Genomic DNA, 22,671 nt, shown 5'->3' with positions numbered 1-22,671 from the left:
TACAATAAAGTTTTCGGATGAAACAGTACCTGAAAAACATTGTAGAAATTAACGACAATAAAAAGAGCAGATATTTTGCTTTCTTTATTCAGGGGCTTATTTTAATATCCGTTATCACATTTTCTGTTGAAACCATTCCCAATTTAAAACCGCAAACAAAAACCATACTTCAAATTATTGAATGGTTTAGTGTTATTGTATTTTCTATTGAATATGTTCTGAGAATTTATGTGGCAGACAGTAAGCCAAAGTTCATTTTTAGCTTTTTTGGGATTATAGATTTTCTAGCCATATTGCCTTTTTATTTATCATTTGGTGTAGATCTACGTTCGTTACGAGCTTTGCGTTTTCTTAGGCTTTTTAGAATATTTAAACTGGTACGCTACAATCGGGCGATGAATCATTTTACTACAGCAATAAAATCTGCCAAGGAAGAGATTTTCCTCTTTTTGTTTATCACATTAATACTAATTTATTTTTCGGCTGTGGGTATTTATTATTTTGAAAATAAAGCGCAGCCCGAGCATTTTTCCTCAATTTTTGATAGTTTGTGGTGGGCGATAATTACATTAACTACGGTAGGTTATGGTGATGTCTATCCGATTACCGTTGGAGGCAAAGTATTTACTTTTATTATTTTGATGATTGGTTTGGGCATTGTGGCCATTCCAACTGGAATTATTTCTTCGGCTTTGACCAAATCGGTGGATAAAAATCAACATACTTCAGAAGAGAATTGAAAGCCCTTGGAATAATTTTTGATTACATTTATCTGAAAAAAATCAAAAGTTATGAAATACGTTCTATCCATCCTCATCACACTTTTCTTAATGTCATGTGCGCCAATTTATGTGAATTATGATTACGAAAAGACAGCTGATTTTTCAAAGTATAAAACCTACCAATACTTCGGAGATATGGATACGGGCTTAAGTGAATTGGACACCAAACGCTTGCTGGACGTTCTGGATGAAAAGTTGAAAGCCAATGGTTTCGGTATTTCTGAGAATCCAGATTTTCTAATTGACATCAAAAGTGTAGATTATCAAAATCCACAGCGGGAAACTGTTGGCGTTGGTGTCGGCGGTGGAGGCGGTAATGTTGGTGGTGGTATTTCTATTGGCATCCCTGTTGGACAGGGCAGTATGACCCGGGAAATTGTGTTTGATTTTGTGGACAGCTCAAACAAACAATTGTTTTGGCAAGCCAAAAGCGAATCCAATTTTAATTTTAAGGCAACCCCGGAAAAACGAGAGGAACGTTTTAGGGCGATTGTTGAAAAGGTATTTAAAAAGTATCCGCCTAAATCCTAATAACTCAAATTCAACAATACTCATTGTCTTTTAATTAGATTTATTTTCAATTTGTTTCGTAGCTTTACTTCTAAAGCAATAAACTATGAATTCCATTCAAAATAAGGTTGCATTGATCACCGGAGGTTCAAAAGGAATAGGTCACGGTATAGCCGAGGCACTTATGAAAAAAGGGGTAAATGTAGCGATAACCAGTCGTACTGAGGCATCTGCCAACGAAGCTTCAAACCAATTAAATAAAGATAGTGCTTCAGGCGCAAAGGCTATCGGAATTAAAGCCGATGTTCGGGATTTTGAAAGTCAGCAGGAGGCCGTTTCCAGCGTTTTGGAGCATTTCGGTAAACTGGATGTTTTGATTGCTAATGCCGGTTTGGGGCGTTTTGGAAGTATCGAGGATTTGTCTGTTCAGGACTGGAACGAAGTGATTGATACCAACCTAACGGGAGTTTTTTATTCTATTAAAGCAGGGGTGGAGGCCTTAAAACAATCCCAAGGTTATTTTATTACGATTTCAAGTTTGGCGGGTACCAACTTTTTTGCTGGGGGTTCAGCCTACAACGCCAGCAAATTTGGGGTTACCGGGTTTACGCAAGCTGTCATGCTGGATTTGCGACAAAAGGGTGTGAAAGTGAGCACAATAATGCCCGGATCAGTATCTACTTATTTCAATGGAAACGAACCTGCCGAAAAGGATGCCTGGAAAATTCAAATTGAGGACATCGGGAAATTGGTAGTGGATTTATTGGAGATGCATCCCCGAACATTACCAAGTAAAATTGAGGTGAGGCCAACTTCGCCACCTTCAAAATAGATTATTGTTTTACAAATTTTTTGCTGTCGATTAATGCGTTGTTCGCATAAAAATTAATCAGGTAAATCCCTTGGCTCAATTGATCGATATTTATCCTTTGATGGACGCCACTTGATAGCCTAAATTCCTTAATATTTTTACCATCGAAACTTAGAATATTAACTTTTAAGTCTGCAGGTGTATTGCTTTCTATCTTTACATTCAAAATGTCGGCAACCGGATTGGGGTAAAGCAAGATGCTATAATTATTCGTTTTGCTTTGAATGTCTTCTAGGCTCAAAGAAGAATAATTGATAGCCCAGGTTACCGTATAAACATGTGAGGAGGTAGAGTGGTTGTCCACTTTTAGTAAAGGCGAATCGTCATGGACAACAGCTGTTAATGTATTATTGCCTTCCACTAAATCTGATGAAGTCAAGGAAATATCATCAACATCATTCGCGAAGTTTGATCCGTTTAAAGTCCATTCGCTTTTTAAGGTATTAGGAATTGGTTTTATTAAATTAAGCTGAATGTCCAAAGGCAACGATGGATTGTTCACTGTAGTGTTGTTTGGAGTAAAAGATTCAATTGGCGAGACCAAATCATGAATTTTTTCAATCATTCCTTCTTTACAGACTGCACAAAAATCCCAATCTACCCTTCTCATTTTACAACTTTGGTGTGGCCTGTACCAGGGCTTGGGGTTGCCATCATCGTCCTCGTGTTGATATATCCCAACACCGTCTATGCCTATCCAATTTTTCCATTTAACCAAGTTCGGGTCAGTTTCTTGTGTCATGTTGATACCTTCAACCGCTAAGGTTTCATCTATAGGAAAATATTCGTCTATTAATGAGAACAGAGAATGCGCCATTTCGTGCATGGCTACATCGGGCGCATAAAATCCCGAGTAACTCATAGCAAAATTTCCCCCGCTACCGCCATACTCATCAGAATTCACAAGAAGTACAACGGCATCGTATTCCGGTAGGTTGTCAGCCAAAACCATCATTATTTTGGCCTCCGTATTGTTCGCATTGGCGTCATCAATTTCGTAATATAATAATCTATGGAACCCAAAGGAATCATAGGTGGCATTAAAATAGGTATCCACGGTTTGTATGGGAACTATTGGCGAAATGGTAGATTCCAAAGGCTCTGTGCTGGTGCCTGGGTGGTCTGCCCCACTTTCGGTGGAGGGCACTTTTATGGCAAAAACGTTAAAGTAATCCGCATATTCTGAAAAGGGAGATTCCATAAACATGTCGTTGCTGACTCTTGCGGCATCTGTTATGAACTGGTTGAGTTCACTAGTTTGGTAACCTTCACTTAAAATAACTAAATTAATGCGCTTATCTTTTGGTCCCGAAAATTTTAAGGTTTCCACATCAAAAACCTGTGCCGAAATCAAATTCAAACTGAACAGGAAAACTAAAAAAAGTAGATACCGCTTCATAGGGGCTTCACTTTAGAAAGTAAAAAATAGTTTTCGGAAGTATTATCTCCTATGGCAATATACCTTGTCTCAGGGTTTAATTGCAACCTTATGGAAAAGTACGCGCTATCCGACTCAATTTGGGCAACTTTAAAACTTCGAGATTCGTCAAGGTATTCCACACGTTTATGCAGTGGATCTTCAATAACAATTTTGGATATCACGGAGGATTTATTCTTAAGTTGATAACAAATTAAATCGTTTTGGGTTATATTGTTTTTAAACTTCCCGCCTTTAATTTTGCCTTCTACTTTTTTAGAACTAAGGAGTTTGACAGTTTTTATCCCGTTTGAATTTTGGGCAATACTATAATTCAAAAAAATGAGTTGAGGAGGTTGTTCTTTTGTGGTATTTGCATTTGCTGAAGATTTGATTTTGGGGCTACAGGACGACAATAAGAATGCAACCCAAAGCATTATCAATGGCTTGGCCGTATTAATGGTTTTGGGGCGTCCGTAATACATGTCTCTTTAAATAAGCAACTTAAAAATGAAACACAAAGTTAATAAAATAAAAAAAGAGCTGTTGGAGTAGATTTAGTTTCGGTTCCTCAAAGGACAAAAAGCCATTACTCCACTTCAATTCTAACCCCCTCACTATGGCTACTGAATTCTGGGGCATACATACTTTGAATGGTTGTAATGCCGTTGCTCATGTTGCCTGAATTGTTCACCCGTAAATCATATTCAAACACATAAACGCCTTTGGGCAAATAGTCAAAAAAGAAATTAGTGGAAGCGTCCTTTGTGCTTTCGTAGTAACCCAAACCATCTTGCCATTTGTATTGGGAAAGTACATTGATAGGTTCTAAACCAGTGGCACGCATGTCTTTCATATGAAGAAATTCCATAGCTCTGTCACTTTTTAGTACAATACGAACACGTATCAAATCCCCAACTTTCAATGTTGTGTTTTCTGTTATTTCTGAAATTTCCTCACCAGTATCGGTATTCGTTTTTAGGAATAATTTTTTCTTCAAACTTAAAGGTGTTTCAGCAGAAGAAATCTTGTCTAAATCTTCAAAATACTGCCAATACAAACCGCCCCAGGCTATACCATTTCCTTTTTTGGAGATTTTGACTTCGCCCATCTCTGGAGTGATTTCTGAGGCTTCCCAAGATGTTTTATAATACCCCGTACCAGCTTCAACTTTTACATTTTCTAATTTTGAAGGTGAAACTTGCTGACCGCCTAAAACTACATCCACCATATCTGTAACACTTAGCCAATCACTGCCTTGAAGTAATAAGGCATAGACAGCTTCTGTGGTCGCCTTTGTGGTTTTCCATCGATTGGTTTGTTTGTTTTTGAGTAACCAGATTTTTAGGTTATCGATGATTTCGATGTCATTTTCAATTTCCGAAAAGGCTTCAATCATCAAGGCTTGGGTTTCAATTGGGGCTTGGTACCAGTGCCAGGAGTTGGTGTTGTTTTTCCAATACATCCCCAATTCCTCAGAGGTGATACTAGTTTCCTTTAATGATTTTAAAATTTTGGAAGCCGTTTTTGTGTCCTCATTTCGATTTGATACTAGCGCCATCATCCCCTTGGAGTATAATGGTCGTTTAAGCCAATACTTTTGTATTTGCTTTTGGTAATAGGCCATGGTATCTTCAACGTCTTTGGATATTTTAATATCAGTGAAAAAGCTTCGCATATAGAGGTAATGCAATTGCGTATGGCTCAAGTGGTCTATGTTTAAATCGATTTTTGCATTGTATTTTCGGATGTCTTTGTATTCTTGGATGAATTCTTGGTCTAAGTATTTTAAAGCGTTTTTTATCATCTTTTGATGAGATTTCTCGTCGCTTGTACCTCGCTCTGTCGAAATGACATTGAGTTTTTCTAGGTGTCCAAATCCCGCAATAATATGTTGCGTGATGTAGCGGTTCTCACGTCCACCTTTAAACCAAGCCCAAGCTCCTGAAGGCATTTGATTGGCTTTCAATTTGTTCAAAGCCGATTGCAGTTCATTATTCATTTTATTCAAATCGAATAAAAGGGCGATACGTTTTTTCTGCTCCGTTTCACTTTGTGCATCCCGAAGCCAAGGAGTTTCTTGGATCAAAATGGATTTCAATTCCTGATTTTTTTCCAAATTTGAAATGAGAGCATCCGAGTTTCTCCATTGGTCAAAAACCTCCTGAATCCTTGGATTGGAATTCGCTATATGGCTCGCCAAGGCATTGGCATAATATCTAGAAAAAGTTTGCTCGTTACAGTCGTGTGGATATTCCATTAAATAGGGCAGGGCCTGTACGGCATACCATGCTGGGTTGGAAGTCATTTCCAAAGTCAGCTTATGGTGCTTTAAGGAGGAGGAAGTATTGGTTTTCAATTTATCCAAAGTGAAGGTTCGCGTTTCATTGCTTTTTACCCACATTGGTAAAGTTTCAGTAACCAACATCCTATTGGAGAGCACGGGCAACGCATTTTGTTCGCCATCACTAAAGTCGTCTGCTTTGGCTAGGATTTTATATTGGACTGCCTGTACATTATCGGGAATACTGAGTTTCCAAGAAACCTGAGTATTCCCAGATGCTTCAACTGAAAAGGAAGCCCCCTCTAACTCCCCCGAAGGGGGAGGACTGAGCAACTGGTGTGTTATATTCTCACCTGAAATAGCGTCAATCAAAATCAGTTTTGCTTGCCCTGACAATTGTTTATCCGAAAGGTTTGCAATTTTTGTGCTAATCGTAATTTGATCGCCTTCACGCAAAAACCGTGGGGCGTTGGGCATAACCATCAACTCCTTTTGGGTGACTGCGGTTAAGCTTTTTGTAGCACTTTCCAAGGTTTTGGTGTGTGCCAATAGTTGTAATTTCCATTGGGTCAAAGCTTCAGGAGTGGTGAAGCTGAAACTCACGTTGCCCTCTTTATCGGTTTGCAGTTGCGGAAAGAAAAAGGCTGTTTCCTGAAGGTTTTTACGGATTTTGATGTTGTCGAAGTTTGGTGTTTCTGTTTTGATTGTGGCTCCAGTATTGACGGCCTCTTTTTGTTTAACGCCATAACCAACAACCACACTTTCCTCTAAATCGGTTTCATCGGCTACCGTCATAGGTGTAATCACTTCTTCTTCAACTATATTTGATTCAACTTGAACTCCTGGAACACTTGCGACTCTGGCATATTGTCTCGATGCCTTAAATCGAGCTATACCACCATTCCCAAAATAAAACCCAAACCAATTCCATTGATCATAGCCTTGATGCTTATAATTCAGGCGAAACCTATCTTGGTACACCCTAAAATTCCCTGTGCCAAAACTACGGTTCGCATTGTTACTACTAAAGGCATAATAGTTAGGTTGATCAATAGGCCTAAACTGCCATTGATGTGGTTTAAATTGATCCAATGACGCGTCATACATACTGGCCAACAACTCTGCACTTACCTTATCGCCTTGTGGTCCCTTAATTTTAAATGACCAAGTTTCATCGGTGCCCGGTTGTAATTTATTACGAAACGTCAGTGTTTCAATTTCTAAATCCGTTTTTGGATAGGGCACATTTATAGTTTGTGTACCCGATTGGTAACTATTAAAAACAGCAAAACTGTAATGTACCACAAAGCCCCCCAAATCATTTTCCGTTACTGGAATCGTAATTATTTTTTTATTGTTGTTGAGTTGGATCACCTCAGTGCGGATAATGTTTTTATCCTTTTCCACGGATAGAGTAACATTCAAATTTTGGGCAGAGGACCCAATGGTTATTTGAGCCGTTTCACCAATGGCATAGGAAGCTTTGTCCGTAGTAATGGTAAACAATTCGTTATCGGCAGGGGCTTTATCGTCGTTGCTAAATACTATGGTTCGTGTTTCATCTTTTAACAATTGCCCAAACTTGTCCTTGCTTTCTAAAGTGATGAGGTATTTGCCCGATTGCCACTTTTTAATCTTGCCTAATTTCAATGTTTTGGAATCCCCGGTGTCAAAGGATTTTTCCCAAACCAAATCGCCTTTTTCCCAATTATTGGAGTTGTGCTCATCGGTATAAGCATCGTGCGGAAATAAGGTCTTAAATTCTTCTTTTGAAAAGGTCTGGTAATCAGGAGCAGGCCAAGGACGTTTTCTCAAAACGTTTTCAGGGGCTTTCAGTTTGTAGATTTTCACCACACCTTTTGCTGGCACAAATTCCCCGTTGAGGTTTTTGGTATCAATGCTCAGTTCGTGGTCTTTTTTGGTTTTGTCTAAACGTTCGGCCAAACTCAAATTGGCGGTCATCGCATGATAGCCTACATTTACTATGATAGTTGCGCTTCGGGTTTCACCATTCAAATCGGTAACATCGGCCGTGATTTCATAATTAAAAATGGGCAAACTGCTTCTGTCCGCACTTTGGTCTGGGATAGCCTTAAATATGATTTCAAATTCTCCTTTGTCATCTGTAATGGTTTCGCCATGGGTAATTTCTTGTGGCTCGGTTTGAAACCAAGGGCGGTACCAAAAATACCAGCGCGGATATTGCACTTTTCTATGCACGCGATATACCACTTTGGCATCGGTAATATTGCTACCGGCATAGGCTAATGCATTGCCTTTTATCGTTATGGAATCATTTACTTTAAAGGTGTCTGTAATAGGATTAAATTTAGTTTCAAACTTTGGGCGTTTGTATTCTTCAACAGAGAAATAATAGTTGTTTTTTAAACGCAGTCCTGGAGAATGGATTTGAATGTTATATTGTCCATTAAGGCCATTGTTGGGTAAGATAAACTCGCCTGAAACAGAGCCAAAATCATTAGTAGTCAATTCTTGCTGACTAACAATTTCTCTATTTACATTAAAAAGGGTAACTAGTAGATTTTCTTTTTCAAGTACTTCTGATTTCCCATGTTCAGTTTTTATCGCAATACCTTTAAAATAAGTAGTTTGCCCAGGCCTGTATATACTTCTATCCGTAAACAAAAAGGATTCGTAAGACACGGTTTCCTTTTTGTCCTCATAATAACGGTTTAAATAATAATCACCAAAATAGGCAACCTCATTGGCAAAGGTCACTTTCAGTTTCACATTTCTATACCAATCGTTGTGCTTTCCAATTTTGATTTGACCCAATTCATTTGTGCTGTAATTATTGGAATGTTCCGTTCTCGAGCCACTTTTATAATAGGTCATTTTTATATCTGCGTTCGCGATTGGCGCACCAGTATTCCTGTCAATAATTTGAAAAACTTGATGCGTGCGGGTATCATGTTCTGCCAAGGCCATATTGGTAACTTGCACATGGGCAAAGGCGAAGTTGTTGGGGCCATCTTTATCGGTTGTCGCTACCAAAAGATATCTGCCATTGTCCAGTTTTGGTAGTAGCACCTCAGTAGTATGCTGTTGATAATCGCCCTCATTTTTCAGTTGGCTTTCCCACGATGTTGTGGCCTCCAACTTTTGAATAAAATCCCATTGCTCCTCTTGGCGATAGGTATTGTTAAATTTTTTAAATGCTCTTTCCGATAATTTGTAGGCTTTAAATTGAAGGGTGTTTAAGTTTTTATAGCGTACCAAAACCCGAGCGTCTTTTTGGATGGGTAAAGCCAATTCCGAAGTGACCTGGATGGTATGTTGTTCGATTTGGGACTTTAAAATTTTGCATTTGTCGGCACCCTTGCTTTTAGGGAATTTGGCCATAACGCTATTGCAAATCTCGATGGCATTTTTGGCTTTCTCCCGATAACTGTCGGGACGATATTCTTCCTTCTTTTGAGGTATGTAATTTTTGCTTTGCTCGTAGTAAACAGAGGCAATTTCAAAATTATAAAGTGCCGAAACTTCATGGCTTTGCAAGCGAATACTTTCAGATTTTAAGGTTTCTAATAAGAGCGCTTCTGTATCATTAAAAATGGCATGTTGACTTACAAATTTTATACGTTCAATATTGACAGTCGCTAAAGCTTCTGGTGATTCATCATTCAAATGAAACCCAATTAAATTTTGATAAATCTTAAGGGCATTCAGTTGTAATGAAGAGGTGTCTTTTGAACTGATTTCCAAAGTAGAAAATGTTTTAGCCTCCTCTAAAAACTTGGGGTCATCAATTTCAAATTTATATGCGGGTTTCGTAATATGGGTTTCATCCGTTTTATAAAATTGAAGGGCACTATGTGATAAGAAATCAAATAATGTGGGGCGATAAATTTTTGAATCCTTTTGCTCGTGCAACAATGAGTTGTATGTCTTCAAATCTTCCTGCTGGAGCATCAAACCATTATCCAAAGACTTTTGAAAATGCAGATGAATTTCTTCAAAAAGTGTTTGCAGGTCCCATGTCCTGAAATCTTCAATATCTACTTTTTCAGAAGTTTTGGTGCGGTTATAAAATTTCCATCGGTTTTGCTGGAAATATTGCCAGTACAGATTAGCCAAAATGCTTTCCAGAATATTTTTAACAGGGAATGAACTGGATTCAATTTCACTTTTAAAATCATGGATAATGTTTAATTGGGCATTTTCCTCTAAAACCAAAGCGTATTTACTTTTGAAGAGCATGGTTTTGATCACCTGAGGATGGTTCTCATTTATTTTGGCAAGTTGGGCAATATCCTCAACAACGTTCAAGGCTGACTTGGGAAGGCCATCGGTTTCAAATTTTTCGACCTGAGTCCATAAATCCTTATAGTTGGGGCTTTGGGCTTGCGAAACGATAGAAAACAATAGCATCATAAGTAAAAAAAGGGGATGTTTCATCTCTGTAAATTTGTATCAAACTACGTTCAAAAGCCGTTCCAAAAAACAATAATTGGGTGAAAGCTTCCGTTGGATGAGTGAAGTTAATCATTTTGGCTTTAAAGTGGTTCATCTCAAGATGACTTAAATGCTAAATCTTAAGATTATCCTAATCGATTAAAAATCTAGCTTCAAAGCCTTATTTTTGCAGTAGCTATCCCCTAAATGTATGATGCGATTTGTTCTGTTTTTATTATTTCCGCTGTTGTGTGTATCACAACAAAGTTTGGATGAGGTGGAATCGCTTTTCGAAAAAAAACAGTTCAAAACCGCAGAAACCCTTATCAAAAATAAATTGGACAAACACCCCGAAAATTTAAGAGCTATTGAGCTTTTGGGTGACCTTTACGGCCATCAAGAACAATGGGAAAATGCTGCGGACGAGTTTGAAAAACTGGTGGAGGCCAAACCCAATGTGGCCAATTACCACTATAAGTACGGCGGAGCCTTGGGTATGAAGGCCTTGGAAAACAAGTTGATGGCTATTGGTTTTATTGGGGATATCAAATCGTCTTTTGCAAAGGCAGCCGAATTAGATAAAACCCACATCAATGCGCGTTGGGCACTTGTGGAACTTTACATGCAATTGCCTGCGATTTTTGGAGGTAGTAAGAGTATGTCTTTGAAATATGCCGAGGAGTTGGGAAACCTGTCGAAGGTAGATGGCTATCTCGCCAAAGGTTATGTTTACGAGTATGATGACGAACCTGAACTTGCCGAAAAGTATTATAAAATGGCTATTGGTGAGGGCGGATCGTTAACTTGTTTTGATAAACTGACGCGGTTTTACGAAAACAAAAACCAACCCGAAAACGCCATTAAAACCATACAGGAAGCTCATAAAAAACATCAGCGGAATGCTTTGCATTATCAAATCGGAAAAGTGGCCGCCGAGTACAATGTGGAATTGGAAAAAGGGGAGCATTGCCTAAAAGTATATCTGAAAAATTATTCAGCTGAGGACGGTGTGCCAAAGGCTTGGGCGCATTATCGATTGGCTCAGATACATACCTACAAAAACAATAAAACTAAAGCCTTGGAGCACATAGATTTGGCTTTAGCCGAATTGCCTAAAATAAAGCCGTTCAAAGTGCAGCGCGAAAAGATTTTGATGTTGTAGCAATCTCGCGCAAAGGCGCAAAGTCGCCAAGAGTTTGGTAGCGTATATTTTTATCTCCATGAAATGTGTCTAACTAAATTTGCAGAGTTTGTATTTCAATTTTAGTCCCTGATTACTTTGCGTCTTAGCGCCTTTGCGCGAAAATTTTAAGACAGTGATTTTGGTCTTCCGTCATCGGTCTTCCGTCATTTTTGAACCTTAAACTTTGAACTTTAAACTTAGAGTTTGATATTTGCTACATGAACGTACATTTTATAGCCATTGGCGGTGCAGCCATGCACAATCTGGCCTTAGCCCTTCACAATAAAGGATACCGTGTAACTGGTAGCGACGATACTATTTTTGAACCCTCAAAATCCCGGTTGGAAGCCAAAGGATTGCTCCCCGAAACATTCGGTTGGTATCCCGAAAAAATCACTGAGGATTTGGATGCCGTTGTATTGGGCATGCATGCTAAGGCGGATAATCCCGAGTTGCTCAAAGCTCAGGAATTGGGTCTAAAAATTTATAGTTATCCCGAATTTTTGTACGAGCAATCCAAACATAAAACCCGAGTGGTAATTGGCGGAAGCCATGGCAAAACTACGATTACCTCTATGATTTTGCATGTGATGCATTATCACGATAGGGATGTGGATTATATGGTTGGCGCACAATTGGAAGGTTTTGACGTGATGGTAAAATTGACTGAGGATAACGATTTTATCGTTTTGGAAGGTGACGAATATTTAAGTTCACCGATTGACCGCAGGCCGAAATTCCATTTGTACAAACCGAATATTGCACTGATAAGTGGCATCGCTTGGGATCACATTAATGTATTTCCCACTTATGACAACTACGTGGAACAGTTTAGCATTTTTGTGGATTCCATTGTAAACGGGGGCAGTATCAATTACAATGAAGAAGACTCAGAAGTCAAGCGGGTAGTGGAAGCCAGTACCAATACTATTAGGAAAATTCCATACCAAACGCCATCTTATAAAGTAGAAAACGGACAAACCCTGTTGGAAACCCCTGAGGGAGACTTACCCATCGAAATTTTTGGAAAGCATAACCTCAATAATTTGTCCGGCGCCAAATGGATTTGTCAGCACATGGGTGTGGACGAGGATGATTTTTATGAAGCCATTTCCACATTTAAAGGTGCCAGCAAGCGCCTTGAAAAAATAGCCGAAGGCAAAAATAGTGTGGCTTTTAAGGATTTCGCCCATTCGCCTAGCAAAGTTGAAGCTACAACAAAGGCCGTAAAAGAGCAGTACCACAACCGAACTTTGGTGGCCTGTTTGGAACTGCACACTTATAGTAGTCTCAATGCAGAATTTTTAAAAGAATACAAAGGGGCTTTAGATGCCGCCGATGTTGCGGTGGTATTTTATTCGCCGCACGCCGTAGAAATCAAAAAACTGGAGGAAGTTACCCATCAACAAATCGCAGATGCTTTTCAACGAGATGACTTAATCATTTACACCAATCCAGACGATTTTAAAGAATTTCTCTTTTTCCAAGATTTTAATAACAAAGCCTTGCTGTTGATGAGTTCTGGGAATTATGGTGGTTTGGATTTTGACGAAGTTAAAGGCTTAATCAATTAACTGTATTGTCATCCTGAACTTGATTCAGGATCTTGTAAATTATTCAACAATGGATTCCGCATCAAGTGCGGAATGACAAGCGGTTTGAATTTTGGGGAGGTGAAAGATATAATTGAATAGCTGTAATCCTGAACTTGATTCAGGATATCAATAACACATTCGTGTCAGATGCCGCATGACACTTCGTCTACGCTCAATGTCTGCGGGGAATGACAAAAAAATTGGGTTCTGAGGAGGTTGATGGAATCAAAAAATATAAGCCCCTTTGTTAATCTCACTTAAAAGCTCATCATCCAAACGCACATAAGTATTGCTTTTTGGGAGCATCGCATAAACTGTGTCACTACAATTAAAACCTTCTTTCTTTAAATCCGATTTTTTGATTTTATGGGTATGGGTAAAATCCATTTCGTCTTTCATCCTTATAAATATTGGAACGGCATATCTCGGCAACTTTTTCAATAGGTAATCGGCTATTGCCTCTACATTAAATGGTTCATTCTGATCTTTTAAAATAGTTGCCATCCCCGCCCTTCCGTCATTATTTGGAATTTGCACCCCATAAACGGCACTCATCTCGACACATCCCAAGTTGCAAAGCACGCCTTCAACTTCTGCTGTAGCCACATTTTCACCTTTCCACCGGAAGGTGTCCCCAATTCTATCCACAAACCTGGCATGCCTGTATCCAATGTCCTGAAGCAGGTCGCCGCTGTTAAACCATTGGTCGCCCTGTTTAAATACGTTCCTGAGAATTTTGCCTTCATTTTTCGTTTTATTAACATAGCCGTCAAACACAAATGCTTCGCTTATTTCGGAAATCAATAGTCCGGTTTCGCCTTTCTGTACTGGAATGAGGAATCCATTTTGGTCTTTAATCGTGGCGTCATTTTCCACATCATATTTTACAATTTTGAATTTTTGAGGCGACCACCCAACTGTGCAATCTAAATTCAAAGTATTGGTAAACCCAACATTGCCATCAGCTGCGCCATACAATTCGTAAACGCCATCTATGTTAAATCGCTTTTTAAACTGATGCCAAATATCCGGCCTCAGCCCATTTCCGATTATTTTTTTAATAAGGTGCGCCCTGTCCAAATCCGATTCCGGGGCATTCAGGAGATAGCGACACAATTCTCCAATGTAGATAAAGGCACTAACGTTATACTTGCTGACATCCTTCCAAAAATGAGTGACTGAAAATTTTCTTCGCATCACCATGGCGCAAGGTCCCGAAAGTGTTATAGACCAACCCACGATAAGTGCGTTGGTGTGGTAAAAAGGTAGTGGCACGTACATCACATCGTTTGGGTTGAGGTTCATATTCACCTTGCCAAACCAATAGTAAGCCGACAGCCATTTTTTATGTGTTTGTCGCGAGGCTTTGGGCAATCCTGTGGTGCCAGAGGTAAAAACATAGGCATACACCTGACCTGCTTTTATGTTTTGTGTGGTTGATGGATTGTTTGAATTAGCATTAACCAAAGTCTCTTTTAGATTCACGTAACCTGTTGGGCAATCATTCAATCCGGCATCGCTAATCCAGTAATACTTGTGGTTTGAAGCATTGGAAAGCGATGATTTCACTTCTTCAAAATTCGAAATCAACTCCTCCCCAACAAAGAAGTGGGTGGATGTCGCAAGCTCGATAGAATGGATAAGTACCTCTCCTTTTTGATTTGGGTTGATGAGCGAAATGATGGCTCCGATTTTTGCGCAGGCCGTAATTAAGAACAAAAGTTCAGGCCTGTTTTCTAAAATGACAATAACCGTTTCGTTGTTTTTAACGCCTAATTCTAGGAGGTAATTGGCATATCTATTGGAGATTTCATTGAACTGCTTATAGGTATAGGTTTGGTTGTCAAATTGCAGTGCGATGGTACTTCCATGGTTTTCGGCGTTGTATTCAATAATCTTCCCAATCGATTGAAGGCTTTCAGGAGTGATGCTTTTGGCTTTTTTGATATTTTTTATAAATCGCGGCAACTGAGGAACAAGTTTTACGATTTTCCCAAAAACCTGAAGGAAGCTTAAGGTATTGTTTTCGTCTTTTTTAGGCATATTTGTATTGGTTGGTTGATAATGGAAAGGAGTTTAAGTTTTGTTTTATTCAAGCAAATAGGTTGTAGAATTCAAGGTAGTTGAAATATTTAATAAGAGCAATTTTCTTCTCGATAATTACTGCAATAACAACTGTTAATAACCTCCCTCCAAATGTTTAAAAAGGTTTTCTTTATTAACTGTTTTAATTTTGTAAATTTGCCTGCGTTTATAAGCGCATCATGGCATCCAACACAAAGTATATTTTCGTAACCGGAGGGGTTACATCTTCATTAGGTAAAGGCATTATCGCCGCGTCGTTAGCTAAACTATTACAGGCACAAGGGTACAGGGTTACCATCCAAAAATTGGACCCGTATATCAATGTGGATCCAGGAACGCTAAACCCCTACGAACATGGGGAATGCTACGTGACCGAGGATGGGGCCGAAACCGATTTGGATTTGGGCCATTACGAGCGCTTTTTAAACGTACCCACCAGCCAGGCCAATAACGTTACCACAGGCCGTATTTACCAAAGCGTGATTGAAAAGGAACGAGAGGGGAAGTTTTTAGGGAAAACCGTTCAGGTCGTACCGCACATTACGGATGAAATAAAGCGTAGGGTGCAGTTGTTGGGTAAGTCCGGCGACTATGATATCGTGATTACCGAAATCGGAGGGACCGTCGGTGATATCGAATCCCTACCGTACATCGAAGCCGTGCGTCAGCTGCGTTGGGATTTGGGTGAGCACAATGGTATTGTGATTCATTTAACCTTGGTGCCATATCTGTCTGCTGCCGGCGAATTAAAAACGAAACCCACGCAGCATAGTGTAAAAACATTAATGGAAAGTGGGATTCAAGCGGATGTTCTGGTATGTAGAACCGAACATCATCTACCGAAGGAACTTAAAAGAAAATTAGCTTTGTTCTGTAACGTAACGGTGGAATCTGTGATCCAATCCATAGACGCTTCTACCATTTATGATGTGCCTAATTTGATGTTGAAGGAAGGCTTGGATAAGGTGGTATTGGGAAAGCTGAATTTAGAAAGTACCAAACCCGATATTTCCAGTTGGAACAAATTTGTGCACCGTTTTAAAAATCCGAAAAGCGAAGTACATATTGGACTTATTGGAAAATATGTGGAATTACAGGATTCCTATAAATCCATTTTAGAGTCGTTTATCCATGCGGGTGCGGCCAACAACGTAAAGGTGATTGTGGAATCTGTGCATTCCGAATATTTGAACGATGACAATGTGAATGTGATGCTGTCCCATTTGGATGGTGTAGTGGTGGCACCAGGTTTTGGTGAGCGCGGGATTGAAGGGAAAATTACTGCTGTTCAATATGTTAGAGAGCATAATGTTCCATTTTTAGGTATTTGCTTGGGCATGCAAATGGCCGTTATTGAATTTGCCCGAAACGTCCTCAATTTGAAAAGCGCCAATTCCACGGAAATGGATCCAGATACCTTGCACCCCGTTATTGATTTAATGGAGGAGCAAAAAAATATCAAAAACAAAGGAGGTACGATGCGTTTGGGTGCTTGGGATTGTGCATTGATGCCAGGTAGCAAAGTCGAAAAAATATATAAAACAGAACATATTAAGGAACGACACAGGCACCGTTACGAATTCAATAGCGATTACCGCTATCAAATTGAAAAGGGAGGCATGCAGGCTACAGGCTTAAACCCAAAAACCGATTTGGTGGAGATTGTTGAACTATCCGATCACCCTTGGTTTATTGGTGTGCAGTATCATCCAGAGTATAAGAGCACCGTAGCCAATCCGCATCCATTGTTCGTAGATTTTGTAAAGGCGGCCGTAAAACATAAAAATGCAAAGTAGTGCCATTGTGGCATACTACAGTAGATTGGACAGTTTTTTGACAAGTGAAATTGTTCTCTCCTTTTAAAGGAGTTGAAACTTAAATTATGGAAGAAAAGAAATTAGATATTAATTCCATTATCGGTTTTGTACTGATTTTTGGGATTTTGGCGTATATGCTGTGGCAGAACCAACCTACACCTGAGGAGTTGGAAGCCCAAGAAAAGGCAAAACAGGAACAGGTTGAAGCCGAAAAAAAGGCCAAAGAAGTAGAAACAACATTTGAAACCACTGCTGAAGATTTTAAAGTTGGTGCTGTGGATTCGCTTCAACAAATTGAACTCACAAACAAATTAGGCGCTTTTGCGCATTCTGCGATTCATGCCACGGACGAAAGTACCAAAGTGGAAAGTGACATTTTAGAATTGACCTTCAACAACAAAGGAGGCTACCTTTCCGAAGTGAAATTAAAGGAATTTGTCGATTTTAAATCGGACCCAATTTATCTGATTAAGGATAACAATGCCCTTTTCAACATTAATTTTGGAACCACCGACAACCGTATTTTAAATACCAAGGATTTATATTTTGAGCCATCCATAACCAAAAATGAAGGGAATACTGTAGTATCTATGAAACTAAAGGTTTCGGATGCAAAGTTTTTGGAGTATCGCTACGATATCAAGGATGGGGATTATATGATCGACTTCTCTATCCGTTCGCAAGGGTTGAGCAATGTGCTAAACAGTTCGCATGCCATCAATTTGGATTGGAAACTAAAAGGCTATCGCCATGCAAAAAGTATTTCCTATGAAAATAGATATACTGATATCCATTACGACTACGACGATGGCAAGGACGATTACACCGGCCCACGGGATGCGGATGAAACCGTTGAAGACGTGACTTGGATTGGCTATAAGCAACACTTCTTTTCCTCGGTACTATTAACCGACACACCATTTAAAACGGTCAATCTTAAGTCCAAGGATTTGGTGGAAGACGAGGCAATTGATACGCTGTACACCAAAAGTTTTGCATCAACCATTCCACTAGAGTTAAAGGGTGGCGAGTTGAACGAAACCATGGATTGGTATTACGGCCCAAGTGATTTTAAAATCCTAAACGCTTATGACAGGAATCTGGATGAGTTGGTGCCACTTGGCTGGGGTATTTTCGGTTGGATCAACCGATATGTCTTCATGCCGTTATTTAGCTTTTTGGGTGGATTTATGCCTTACGGTATTGCGATTATCGTAATGACCATTTTGGTAAAAATCTTATTGTCTTTCGTACAGTACAAGCAGTTCTTATCTCAGGCAAAATTGAAAATCCTGAAACCAGAATTGGATGCCATCCGTGAAAAGCACAAGGACAATAAAATGAAGGCACAGCAGGAAACCATGGCGTTGCAGACCAAGGCTGGGGCCAGTCCGTTAGCAGGGTGTTTGCCGGCGCTGATACAGTTGCCTGTGTTTTATGCATTGTTCCAGTTTTTCCCTTCGGCCTTTGATCTAAGGCAAAAAAGCTTTCTTTGGGCTGACGATTTATCGTCCTATGATACCGTAGCCAACTTGCCGTTCAATATTCCATTTTATGGAGACCATGTCAGTTTGTTTCCAATATTGGCATCCGTCGCTATTTTCTTTTATATGCAATTGACCACTGGTCAAAATGTTCAGGCGCAACCGCAACAAGAAGGTATGCCAGACATGGGAAAAATGATGAAGTACATGATGTATTTCTCGCCAATCATGATGCTGTTCTTCTTTAACAACTATGCCTCTGGATTGAGTTTGTATTACTTCATTTCGAATTTGATCAGTATCGGAATCATTTTGGTGATTAAGAATTATATTTTGGACGAGGATAAAATCCATGCCCAAATCCAGGAGAAGAAAAAGAAGCCGAAAAAGGAAAGCAAGTTTCAGGCTAAAATGAAACAGATGATGGAGCAGGCCGAACAACAGAAGCAGGCGCAACAGAAGCGCAAGAAGTAGCGACCGATTAAGTCGTAACAGTACTTTCTTTATTATTAAAAGACAATTCCTCCCCTTAAATAAGGGGAGGTGCCAACAGGCGGAGGGGTTTTCTCAGCCCTTAAAACCACTAGGGTATTTTCAAAAGAGGTATTCACAAGAATTTCCAAAACTCAACGTTTTCAAACTATAAATTTCCTTTTATGAAAAAGTTTGTTATATCCTTATTTTTATTATGTTTTGCATTCTCATCTGCCCAAAATAGCAATCAATTTGATAGTAACGGCAAACGTCACGGCATTTGGAAAAAGCATTTTGAAGGCACTAAAGTGCTACGCTATACAGGCAAGTTCCATCATGGAAAGGAAATCGGCACTTTCAAATTCTATAAAAACATCAAAGGGAAACCGGTGCTATCCGCTACACGGGATTTCAAAGATAATAGTGCTATTGCAGACGTAAAATTTTATACTTCAAAAGGAAAGATAATCAGTGAAGGCCAAATGAACGGTAAAATCTATATTGGCACTTGGAAATACTTCCAAAAGGATTCTGATAAATTATTGATATTGGAACATTACAATGACAAGGGCCAATTGGATGGCGAACGATTTGTGTACTACGAAAATGGAGAAATAGCTGAAAAGCAGCATTACAAAGATGGTGTCCTCCATGGAGAGGCTATTAATTATTCACTGAAGGGTATTGTTTTAAAAACCTTTATTTATGAAAATGGTGAGCTACACGGTCCATCAAAATATTATAATCCCAAAGGAGAGCTGATAGTGCAGGGGCAGTACAGAAAAGGTAAAAAACATGGGATTTGGAACTACTTTGAAAGCGGGGAGTTAAGCTATACTAAGAATTTTACCGTAGAAGGGAAGTATAAGCCAAAATAAAAAGCCCCTTAAATTGCTTTAAGGGACCCTTCTTCATAGACAATTCTTATTAAAACTTGCCTATACTAAACAAACCAAACTAAACTAAATATCTTAATCTAAATTAGGTAAAGCTACCTTATTTAATACGTGGATTACACCATTTCCTGCTTGCACGTCCACGGCTACTATTCCAATATCGGAGTTTTCCGCACCGTCCGTTACATCAGCAATATTTCCATTTGTACCAGGTAAATTGATTGTTAAAGACTGACCTTGTAGTGTTGGAGCTACCGTTTGTGATGGGTCTAAATCTCCAGATTGCACATTTGCACCACCGACTACATGATGTAGTAGCACTTGTGTCAATACGCTCTCTTCAGGTACTGTGATTGCTGCGAAAGCATCATTAACAGGTGCAAATACTGTAAAAGGAGGATTAAGCATATCACCGTTTCCACCTTCCGTTCTAGCCAATACTTGCTCAAAAGGAGTTCCAGGAGTTAACGTTGTTAAAGCAGTAACCAAAGTTGAGAAATTAGGATCGGCTAAAGCAAAGGTTACCACAGTTGGAATCGTGATTACTTCACTTATGCCATGGATAATCCCATTTGTGGCTACAATGTCTGGTGCAGTTACGGTTGACATTCCATTGAATACTACAGCATCGTCAACTACTCTATAATATAAACTGATATTTGCATCATTAGGGCCAGTAGCTAATGTATTGGTGTAATCTGCTCCTGCACCAATGATATCGGAAGCTTGCACAATATCACCTATTACATGGTTTAGTAAGGTATTTACTAAAGCATCTCCAGATGGAATGGCAGGCAAATTGCTGAAAGCATTGTTATCTGGCGCCAAAACAGTCATGGTTCCAGGGCTACTTAGCACAGTTACTAAATCTGGGGTAAGGGCTCCTGTTAAGGTGCTGAAATTAGAATTTGCGGTAGCTAATGTGGCAATTGTTGGTAATCCAATTACGGCATCTACAACGTGAATGATACCATTTGTGGCATCAATATTTGCATTATTTAAATCTACATTGGAAACCCCATTTAATGTTACACCACTTGACAAATCTACGAACATACTAAGGTTTAAACCTGTTCCTTCTTGAGTAGCTAACGTTTTTATGTAAGAGGTACTTAAACTTGAAGATGGGAATTCACCATCTATAACATGATTTAATAGCACCTGCGTCAATACATCTACTGGAACATCATTAATCGAGCTAAAATTATTAGCTGTTAAAAATGCGTCAAAAGCTGTATTTGAGGGAGCAAAAACAGTGAATTGCCCTGGACCATCTAAAGTTCCAACAAGATTCGCGCGTTGCAAAGCTTGGACAAGAGTGGTTAAGCCTGGGCTTGCCTGAGCAATTTCGGCTATTGTTTCTGGAGTAAAAGTAACCGTGTTATCATCATCTAGATCACACGATACTAAAAATGTTACAGCTAGGAGACTTAGCGCTAATTTTTTAAGGATTTTTAATGCATTCATTTTCATAAGAATTTTAAATTGTTTAGCAAAAATATAAATAAGTTAAACAAAAATCCAAATAATGTTTCATAAAATTTTCAAAAAGTTAAACAAAATATCAATTTTGTGCATTTCATCGATGTTTTTCATTTTAACAGAAGTGATGAAATTCCGTATCTTTGTGGGCTAAAATTTTTGATAATCCATAATGAAACGTGTTGTAGTTGGTCTTTCTGGTGGTGTAGATTCTAGCGTTGCTGCATATTTGTTGAAGGAGCAAGGTTATGAGGTGATTGGCCTGTTTATGAAGAACTGGCATGACGATTCTGTGACTATTTCCAACGAATGCCCTTGGTTAGATGACAGTAATGATGCCATGTTGGTGGCTGAAAAATTAGGAATTCCTTTTCAGACTATTGATTTGAGTGAACAATATAAAGAACGTATTGTGGATTACATGTTCAAGGAATATGAAAAGGGGCGAACACCCAATCCGGATGTGCTGTGCAATAGGGAAATCAAGTTTGATGTTTTTATGAATATTGCCTTGGAGTTGGGAGCCGATTATGTGGCCACAGGTCATTATTGCAGAAAAGGGACTATTCAAAACGATGGAGAAACCATATATCGGTTATTGTCAGGCGCGGATCATAATAAGGACCAATCCTATTTTTTATGTCAATTGTCGCAAGAACAATTATCCAAAGCATTGTTTCCAATAGGAGAATTAACAAAACCTGAAGTTAGGGAACTAGCTACAAGATTGGATTTGGTTACGGCTGAAAAGAAGGATTCGCAAGGCTTATGCTTTATAGGAAAGGTAAAACTACCCGATTTTTTGCAACAGCAGCTAAAGCCGAAGGATGGAGTTATAGTCGAGGTTTCGGAAGATAAAGGACTTTATTCAAATAAAGCTAGTGAGTTCGCTTCAAAAGAAGAAGAGCTGGAATATCTATCGAGAAAGATTGAGTATTCTATTAGAGATGGCGAAATCGTCGGTAAACATCAAGGTGCCCACTACTTCACCAAAGGGCAACGTAAAGGATTGGCCGTTGGTGGCACACCAGAGCCGTTATTCGTAATTGATACTGATGTTGAGGAGAATGTGATTTACACGGGCCAAGGCAAAAACCACCCTGGATTGTTGAAAAAAGCACTTTTTATCAATAATGATGAACTTCACTGGATACGAGAGGATATGGCTTTAAAAGCAGGTGAAACGATGCAGGTTCAGGCTAGGATTCGATACAGACAACCCTTGCAAAAAGCTACTTTACATAAGGTTGAAAACGGTTTGTATATTGAATTTGAACAATTTCAATCCGCAATAACAGAAGGGCAGTTTGCCGCGTGGTATATTGATGAGGAACTTATAGGTTCTGGAGTAATTTCGTAACTTAGTGATTCCAAA

Annotated in this window: 14 protein-coding genes; 9 read left to right on the top strand and 5 right to left on the bottom strand. The window is 39.2% G+C overall.

Going from position 1 to position 22,671, the window contains the following annotated elements; translation table 11 throughout:
* The first annotated feature begins 17 nt into the window (after positions 1 to 17).
* From H7U19_RS13615 to H7U19_RS13605, 3 genes are all read left to right on the top strand, one after another.
* Entirely contained in the window at positions 18 to 740 is a 723-nt protein-coding gene (locus H7U19_RS13615; RefSeq protein WP_186563276.1) for an ion transporter, read from the top strand.
* A 51-nt stretch (positions 741 to 791) separates the two neighbouring features.
* Positions 792 to 1,313, top strand: a complete 522-nt coding sequence (locus tag H7U19_RS13610) for a DUF4136 domain-containing protein (RefSeq protein ID WP_186563274.1) — start codon at positions 792 to 794, stop codon at positions 1,311 to 1,313.
* Positions 1,314 to 1,398: 85 nt separating this feature from the next.
* Positions 1,399 to 2,124, top strand: a complete 726-nt coding sequence (locus tag H7U19_RS13605; RefSeq protein ID WP_186563272.1) for an SDR family oxidoreductase — start codon at positions 1,399 to 1,401, stop codon at positions 2,122 to 2,124.
* A gap of 1 nt (position 2,125) precedes the next feature.
* Here H7U19_RS13605 and H7U19_RS13600 read toward each other — a convergent pair whose 3' ends face one another.
* From H7U19_RS13600 to H7U19_RS13590, 3 genes are all read right to left on the bottom strand, one after another.
* Entirely contained in the window at positions 2,126 to 3,562 is a 1,437-nt protein-coding gene (locus H7U19_RS13600) for a M64 family metallopeptidase (RefSeq protein ID WP_186563270.1), read from the bottom strand.
* Positions 3,559 to 4,065: a hypothetical protein gene (locus tag H7U19_RS13595; RefSeq protein WP_186563268.1), complete on the bottom strand. Its 507-nt coding sequence runs from the start codon at positions 4,063 to 4,065 to the stop codon at positions 3,559 to 3,561. Before H7U19_RS13595 ends, H7U19_RS13600 begins: the two co-directional genes overlap by 4 nt.
* 104 nt (positions 4,066 to 4,169) lie before the next feature.
* A complete protein-coding gene (locus H7U19_RS13590; RefSeq protein ID WP_186563266.1) occupies positions 4,170 to 10,283 on the bottom strand; it encodes an alpha-2-macroglobulin family protein in 6,114 nt (2,037 codons plus the stop codon).
* A 208-nt stretch (positions 10,284 to 10,491) separates the two neighbouring features.
* On the opposite strand from H7U19_RS13590, the gene H7U19_RS13585 reads away from it, so the two are divergent.
* Together H7U19_RS13585 and H7U19_RS13580 are read left to right on the top strand one after the other, a co-directional pair.
* Positions 10,492 to 11,442: a tetratricopeptide repeat protein gene (locus tag H7U19_RS13585; protein WP_186563264.1), complete on the top strand. Its 951-nt coding sequence runs from the start codon at positions 10,492 to 10,494 to the stop codon at positions 11,440 to 11,442.
* Between the two features lie 239 nt (positions 11,443 to 11,681).
* Complete coding sequence (locus H7U19_RS13580) at positions 11,682 to 13,037, top strand: UDP-N-acetylmuramate--L-alanine ligase (protein WP_186563262.1); 1,356 nt, start codon at positions 11,682 to 11,684, stop codon at positions 13,035 to 13,037.
* A gap of 246 nt (positions 13,038 to 13,283) precedes the next feature.
* Here H7U19_RS13580 and H7U19_RS13575 read toward each other — a convergent pair whose 3' ends face one another.
* Positions 13,284 to 15,101 carry a long-chain-acyl-CoA synthetase gene (locus H7U19_RS13575; RefSeq protein WP_186563261.1) on the bottom strand — a complete coding sequence of 606 codons (1,818 nt, stop codon included), beginning with the start codon at positions 15,099 to 15,101 and terminating at the stop codon, positions 13,284 to 13,286.
* Positions 15,102 to 15,322: 221 nt separating this feature from the next.
* Here H7U19_RS13575 and pyrG point away from each other — a divergent pair, with 221 nt between their 5' ends.
* The 3 genes from pyrG to H7U19_RS13560 all read left to right on the top strand — a co-directional run bounded on the left by pyrG (position 15,323) and on the right by H7U19_RS13560 (position 19,796).
* The gene (pyrG, locus tag H7U19_RS13570) at positions 15,323 to 16,939 is read left to right on the top strand and encodes a CTP synthase (RefSeq protein WP_186563259.1); all 1,617 of its coding nucleotides are present in this window, start codon (positions 15,323 to 15,325) and stop codon (positions 16,937 to 16,939) included.
* Between the two features lie 86 nt (positions 16,940 to 17,025).
* Positions 17,026 to 18,918: a membrane protein insertase YidC gene (gene yidC, locus H7U19_RS13565; protein WP_186563257.1), complete on the top strand. Its 1,893-nt coding sequence runs from the start codon at positions 17,026 to 17,028 to the stop codon at positions 18,916 to 18,918.
* A gap of 182 nt (positions 18,919 to 19,100) precedes the next feature.
* Positions 19,101 to 19,796, top strand: a complete 696-nt coding sequence (locus H7U19_RS13560) for a toxin-antitoxin system YwqK family antitoxin (protein WP_186563255.1) — start codon at positions 19,101 to 19,103, stop codon at positions 19,794 to 19,796.
* 93 nt (positions 19,797 to 19,889) lie between these two features.
* Here the strand turns inward: H7U19_RS13560 and H7U19_RS13555 are convergent, their stop codons facing one another.
* Positions 19,890 to 21,281, bottom strand: coding sequence for a fasciclin domain-containing protein (locus tag H7U19_RS13555; RefSeq protein WP_186563253.1), 1,392 nt, complete (start codon positions 21,279 to 21,281; stop codon positions 19,890 to 19,892).
* A 187-nt stretch (positions 21,282 to 21,468) separates the two neighbouring features.
* Here H7U19_RS13555 and mnmA point away from each other — a divergent pair, with 187 nt between their 5' ends.
* Complete coding sequence (mnmA, locus tag H7U19_RS13550; RefSeq protein WP_186563251.1) at positions 21,469 to 22,656, top strand: tRNA 2-thiouridine(34) synthase MnmA; 1,188 nt, start codon at positions 21,469 to 21,471, stop codon at positions 22,654 to 22,656.
* Positions 22,657 to 22,671 lie beyond the last annotated feature (15 nt).

It is taken from the genome of Hyunsoonleella aquatilis (assembly GCF_014270105.1).
In the GTDB taxonomy this organism is placed as follows: domain Bacteria; phylum Bacteroidota; class Bacteroidia; order Flavobacteriales; family Flavobacteriaceae; genus Jejuia; species Jejuia aquatilis.
The sequence above is the reverse complement of the archived record's forward strand: the minus strand, read 5'-3'. Positions and strand labels throughout refer to the sequence as shown.

What these genes read in the sequence shown, in the direction of transcription:
- H7U19_RS13615 (WP_186563276.1), top strand. Translation starts at nt 18, where the DNA reads ATGAAACAGTACCTGAAAAACATTGTAGAAATTAACGACAATAAAAAG.
- H7U19_RS13560 (WP_186563255.1), top strand. Translation starts at nt 19,101, where the DNA reads ATGAAAAAGTTTGTTATATCCTTATTTTTATTATGTTTTGCATTCTCA.
- H7U19_RS13575 (WP_186563261.1), bottom strand. Translation starts at nt 15,101, where the DNA reads ATGCCTAAAAAAGACGAAAACAATACCTTAAGCTTCCTTCAGGTTTTT.
- H7U19_RS13600 (WP_186563270.1), bottom strand. Translation starts at nt 3,562, where the DNA reads ATGAAGCGGTATCTACTTTTTTTAGTTTTCCTGTTCAGTTTGAATTTG.
- H7U19_RS13605 (WP_186563272.1), top strand. Translation starts at nt 1,399, where the DNA reads ATGAATTCCATTCAAAATAAGGTTGCATTGATCACCGGAGGTTCAAAA.
- H7U19_RS13580 (WP_186563262.1), top strand. Translation starts at nt 11,682, where the DNA reads ATGAACGTACATTTTATAGCCATTGGCGGTGCAGCCATGCACAATCTG.
- H7U19_RS13610 (WP_186563274.1), top strand. Translation starts at nt 792, where the DNA reads ATGAAATACGTTCTATCCATCCTCATCACACTTTTCTTAATGTCATGT.
- H7U19_RS13590 (WP_186563266.1), bottom strand. Translation starts at nt 10,283, where the DNA reads ATGAAACATCCCCTTTTTTTACTTATGATGCTATTGTTTTCTATCGTT.
- mnmA (WP_186563251.1), top strand. Translation starts at nt 21,469, where the DNA reads ATGAAACGTGTTGTAGTTGGTCTTTCTGGTGGTGTAGATTCTAGCGTT.
- yidC (WP_186563257.1), top strand. Translation starts at nt 17,026, where the DNA reads ATGGAAGAAAAGAAATTAGATATTAATTCCATTATCGGTTTTGTACTG.
- H7U19_RS13595 (WP_186563268.1), bottom strand. Translation starts at nt 4,065, where the DNA reads ATGTATTACGGACGCCCCAAAACCATTAATACGGCCAAGCCATTGATA.
- H7U19_RS13585 (WP_186563264.1), top strand. Translation starts at nt 10,492, where the DNA reads ATGATGCGATTTGTTCTGTTTTTATTATTTCCGCTGTTGTGTGTATCA.
- H7U19_RS13555 (WP_186563253.1), bottom strand. Translation starts at nt 21,281, where the DNA reads ATGAATGCATTAAAAATCCTTAAAAAATTAGCGCTAAGTCTCCTAGCT.
- pyrG (WP_186563259.1), top strand. Translation starts at nt 15,323, where the DNA reads ATGGCATCCAACACAAAGTATATTTTCGTAACCGGAGGGGTTACATCT.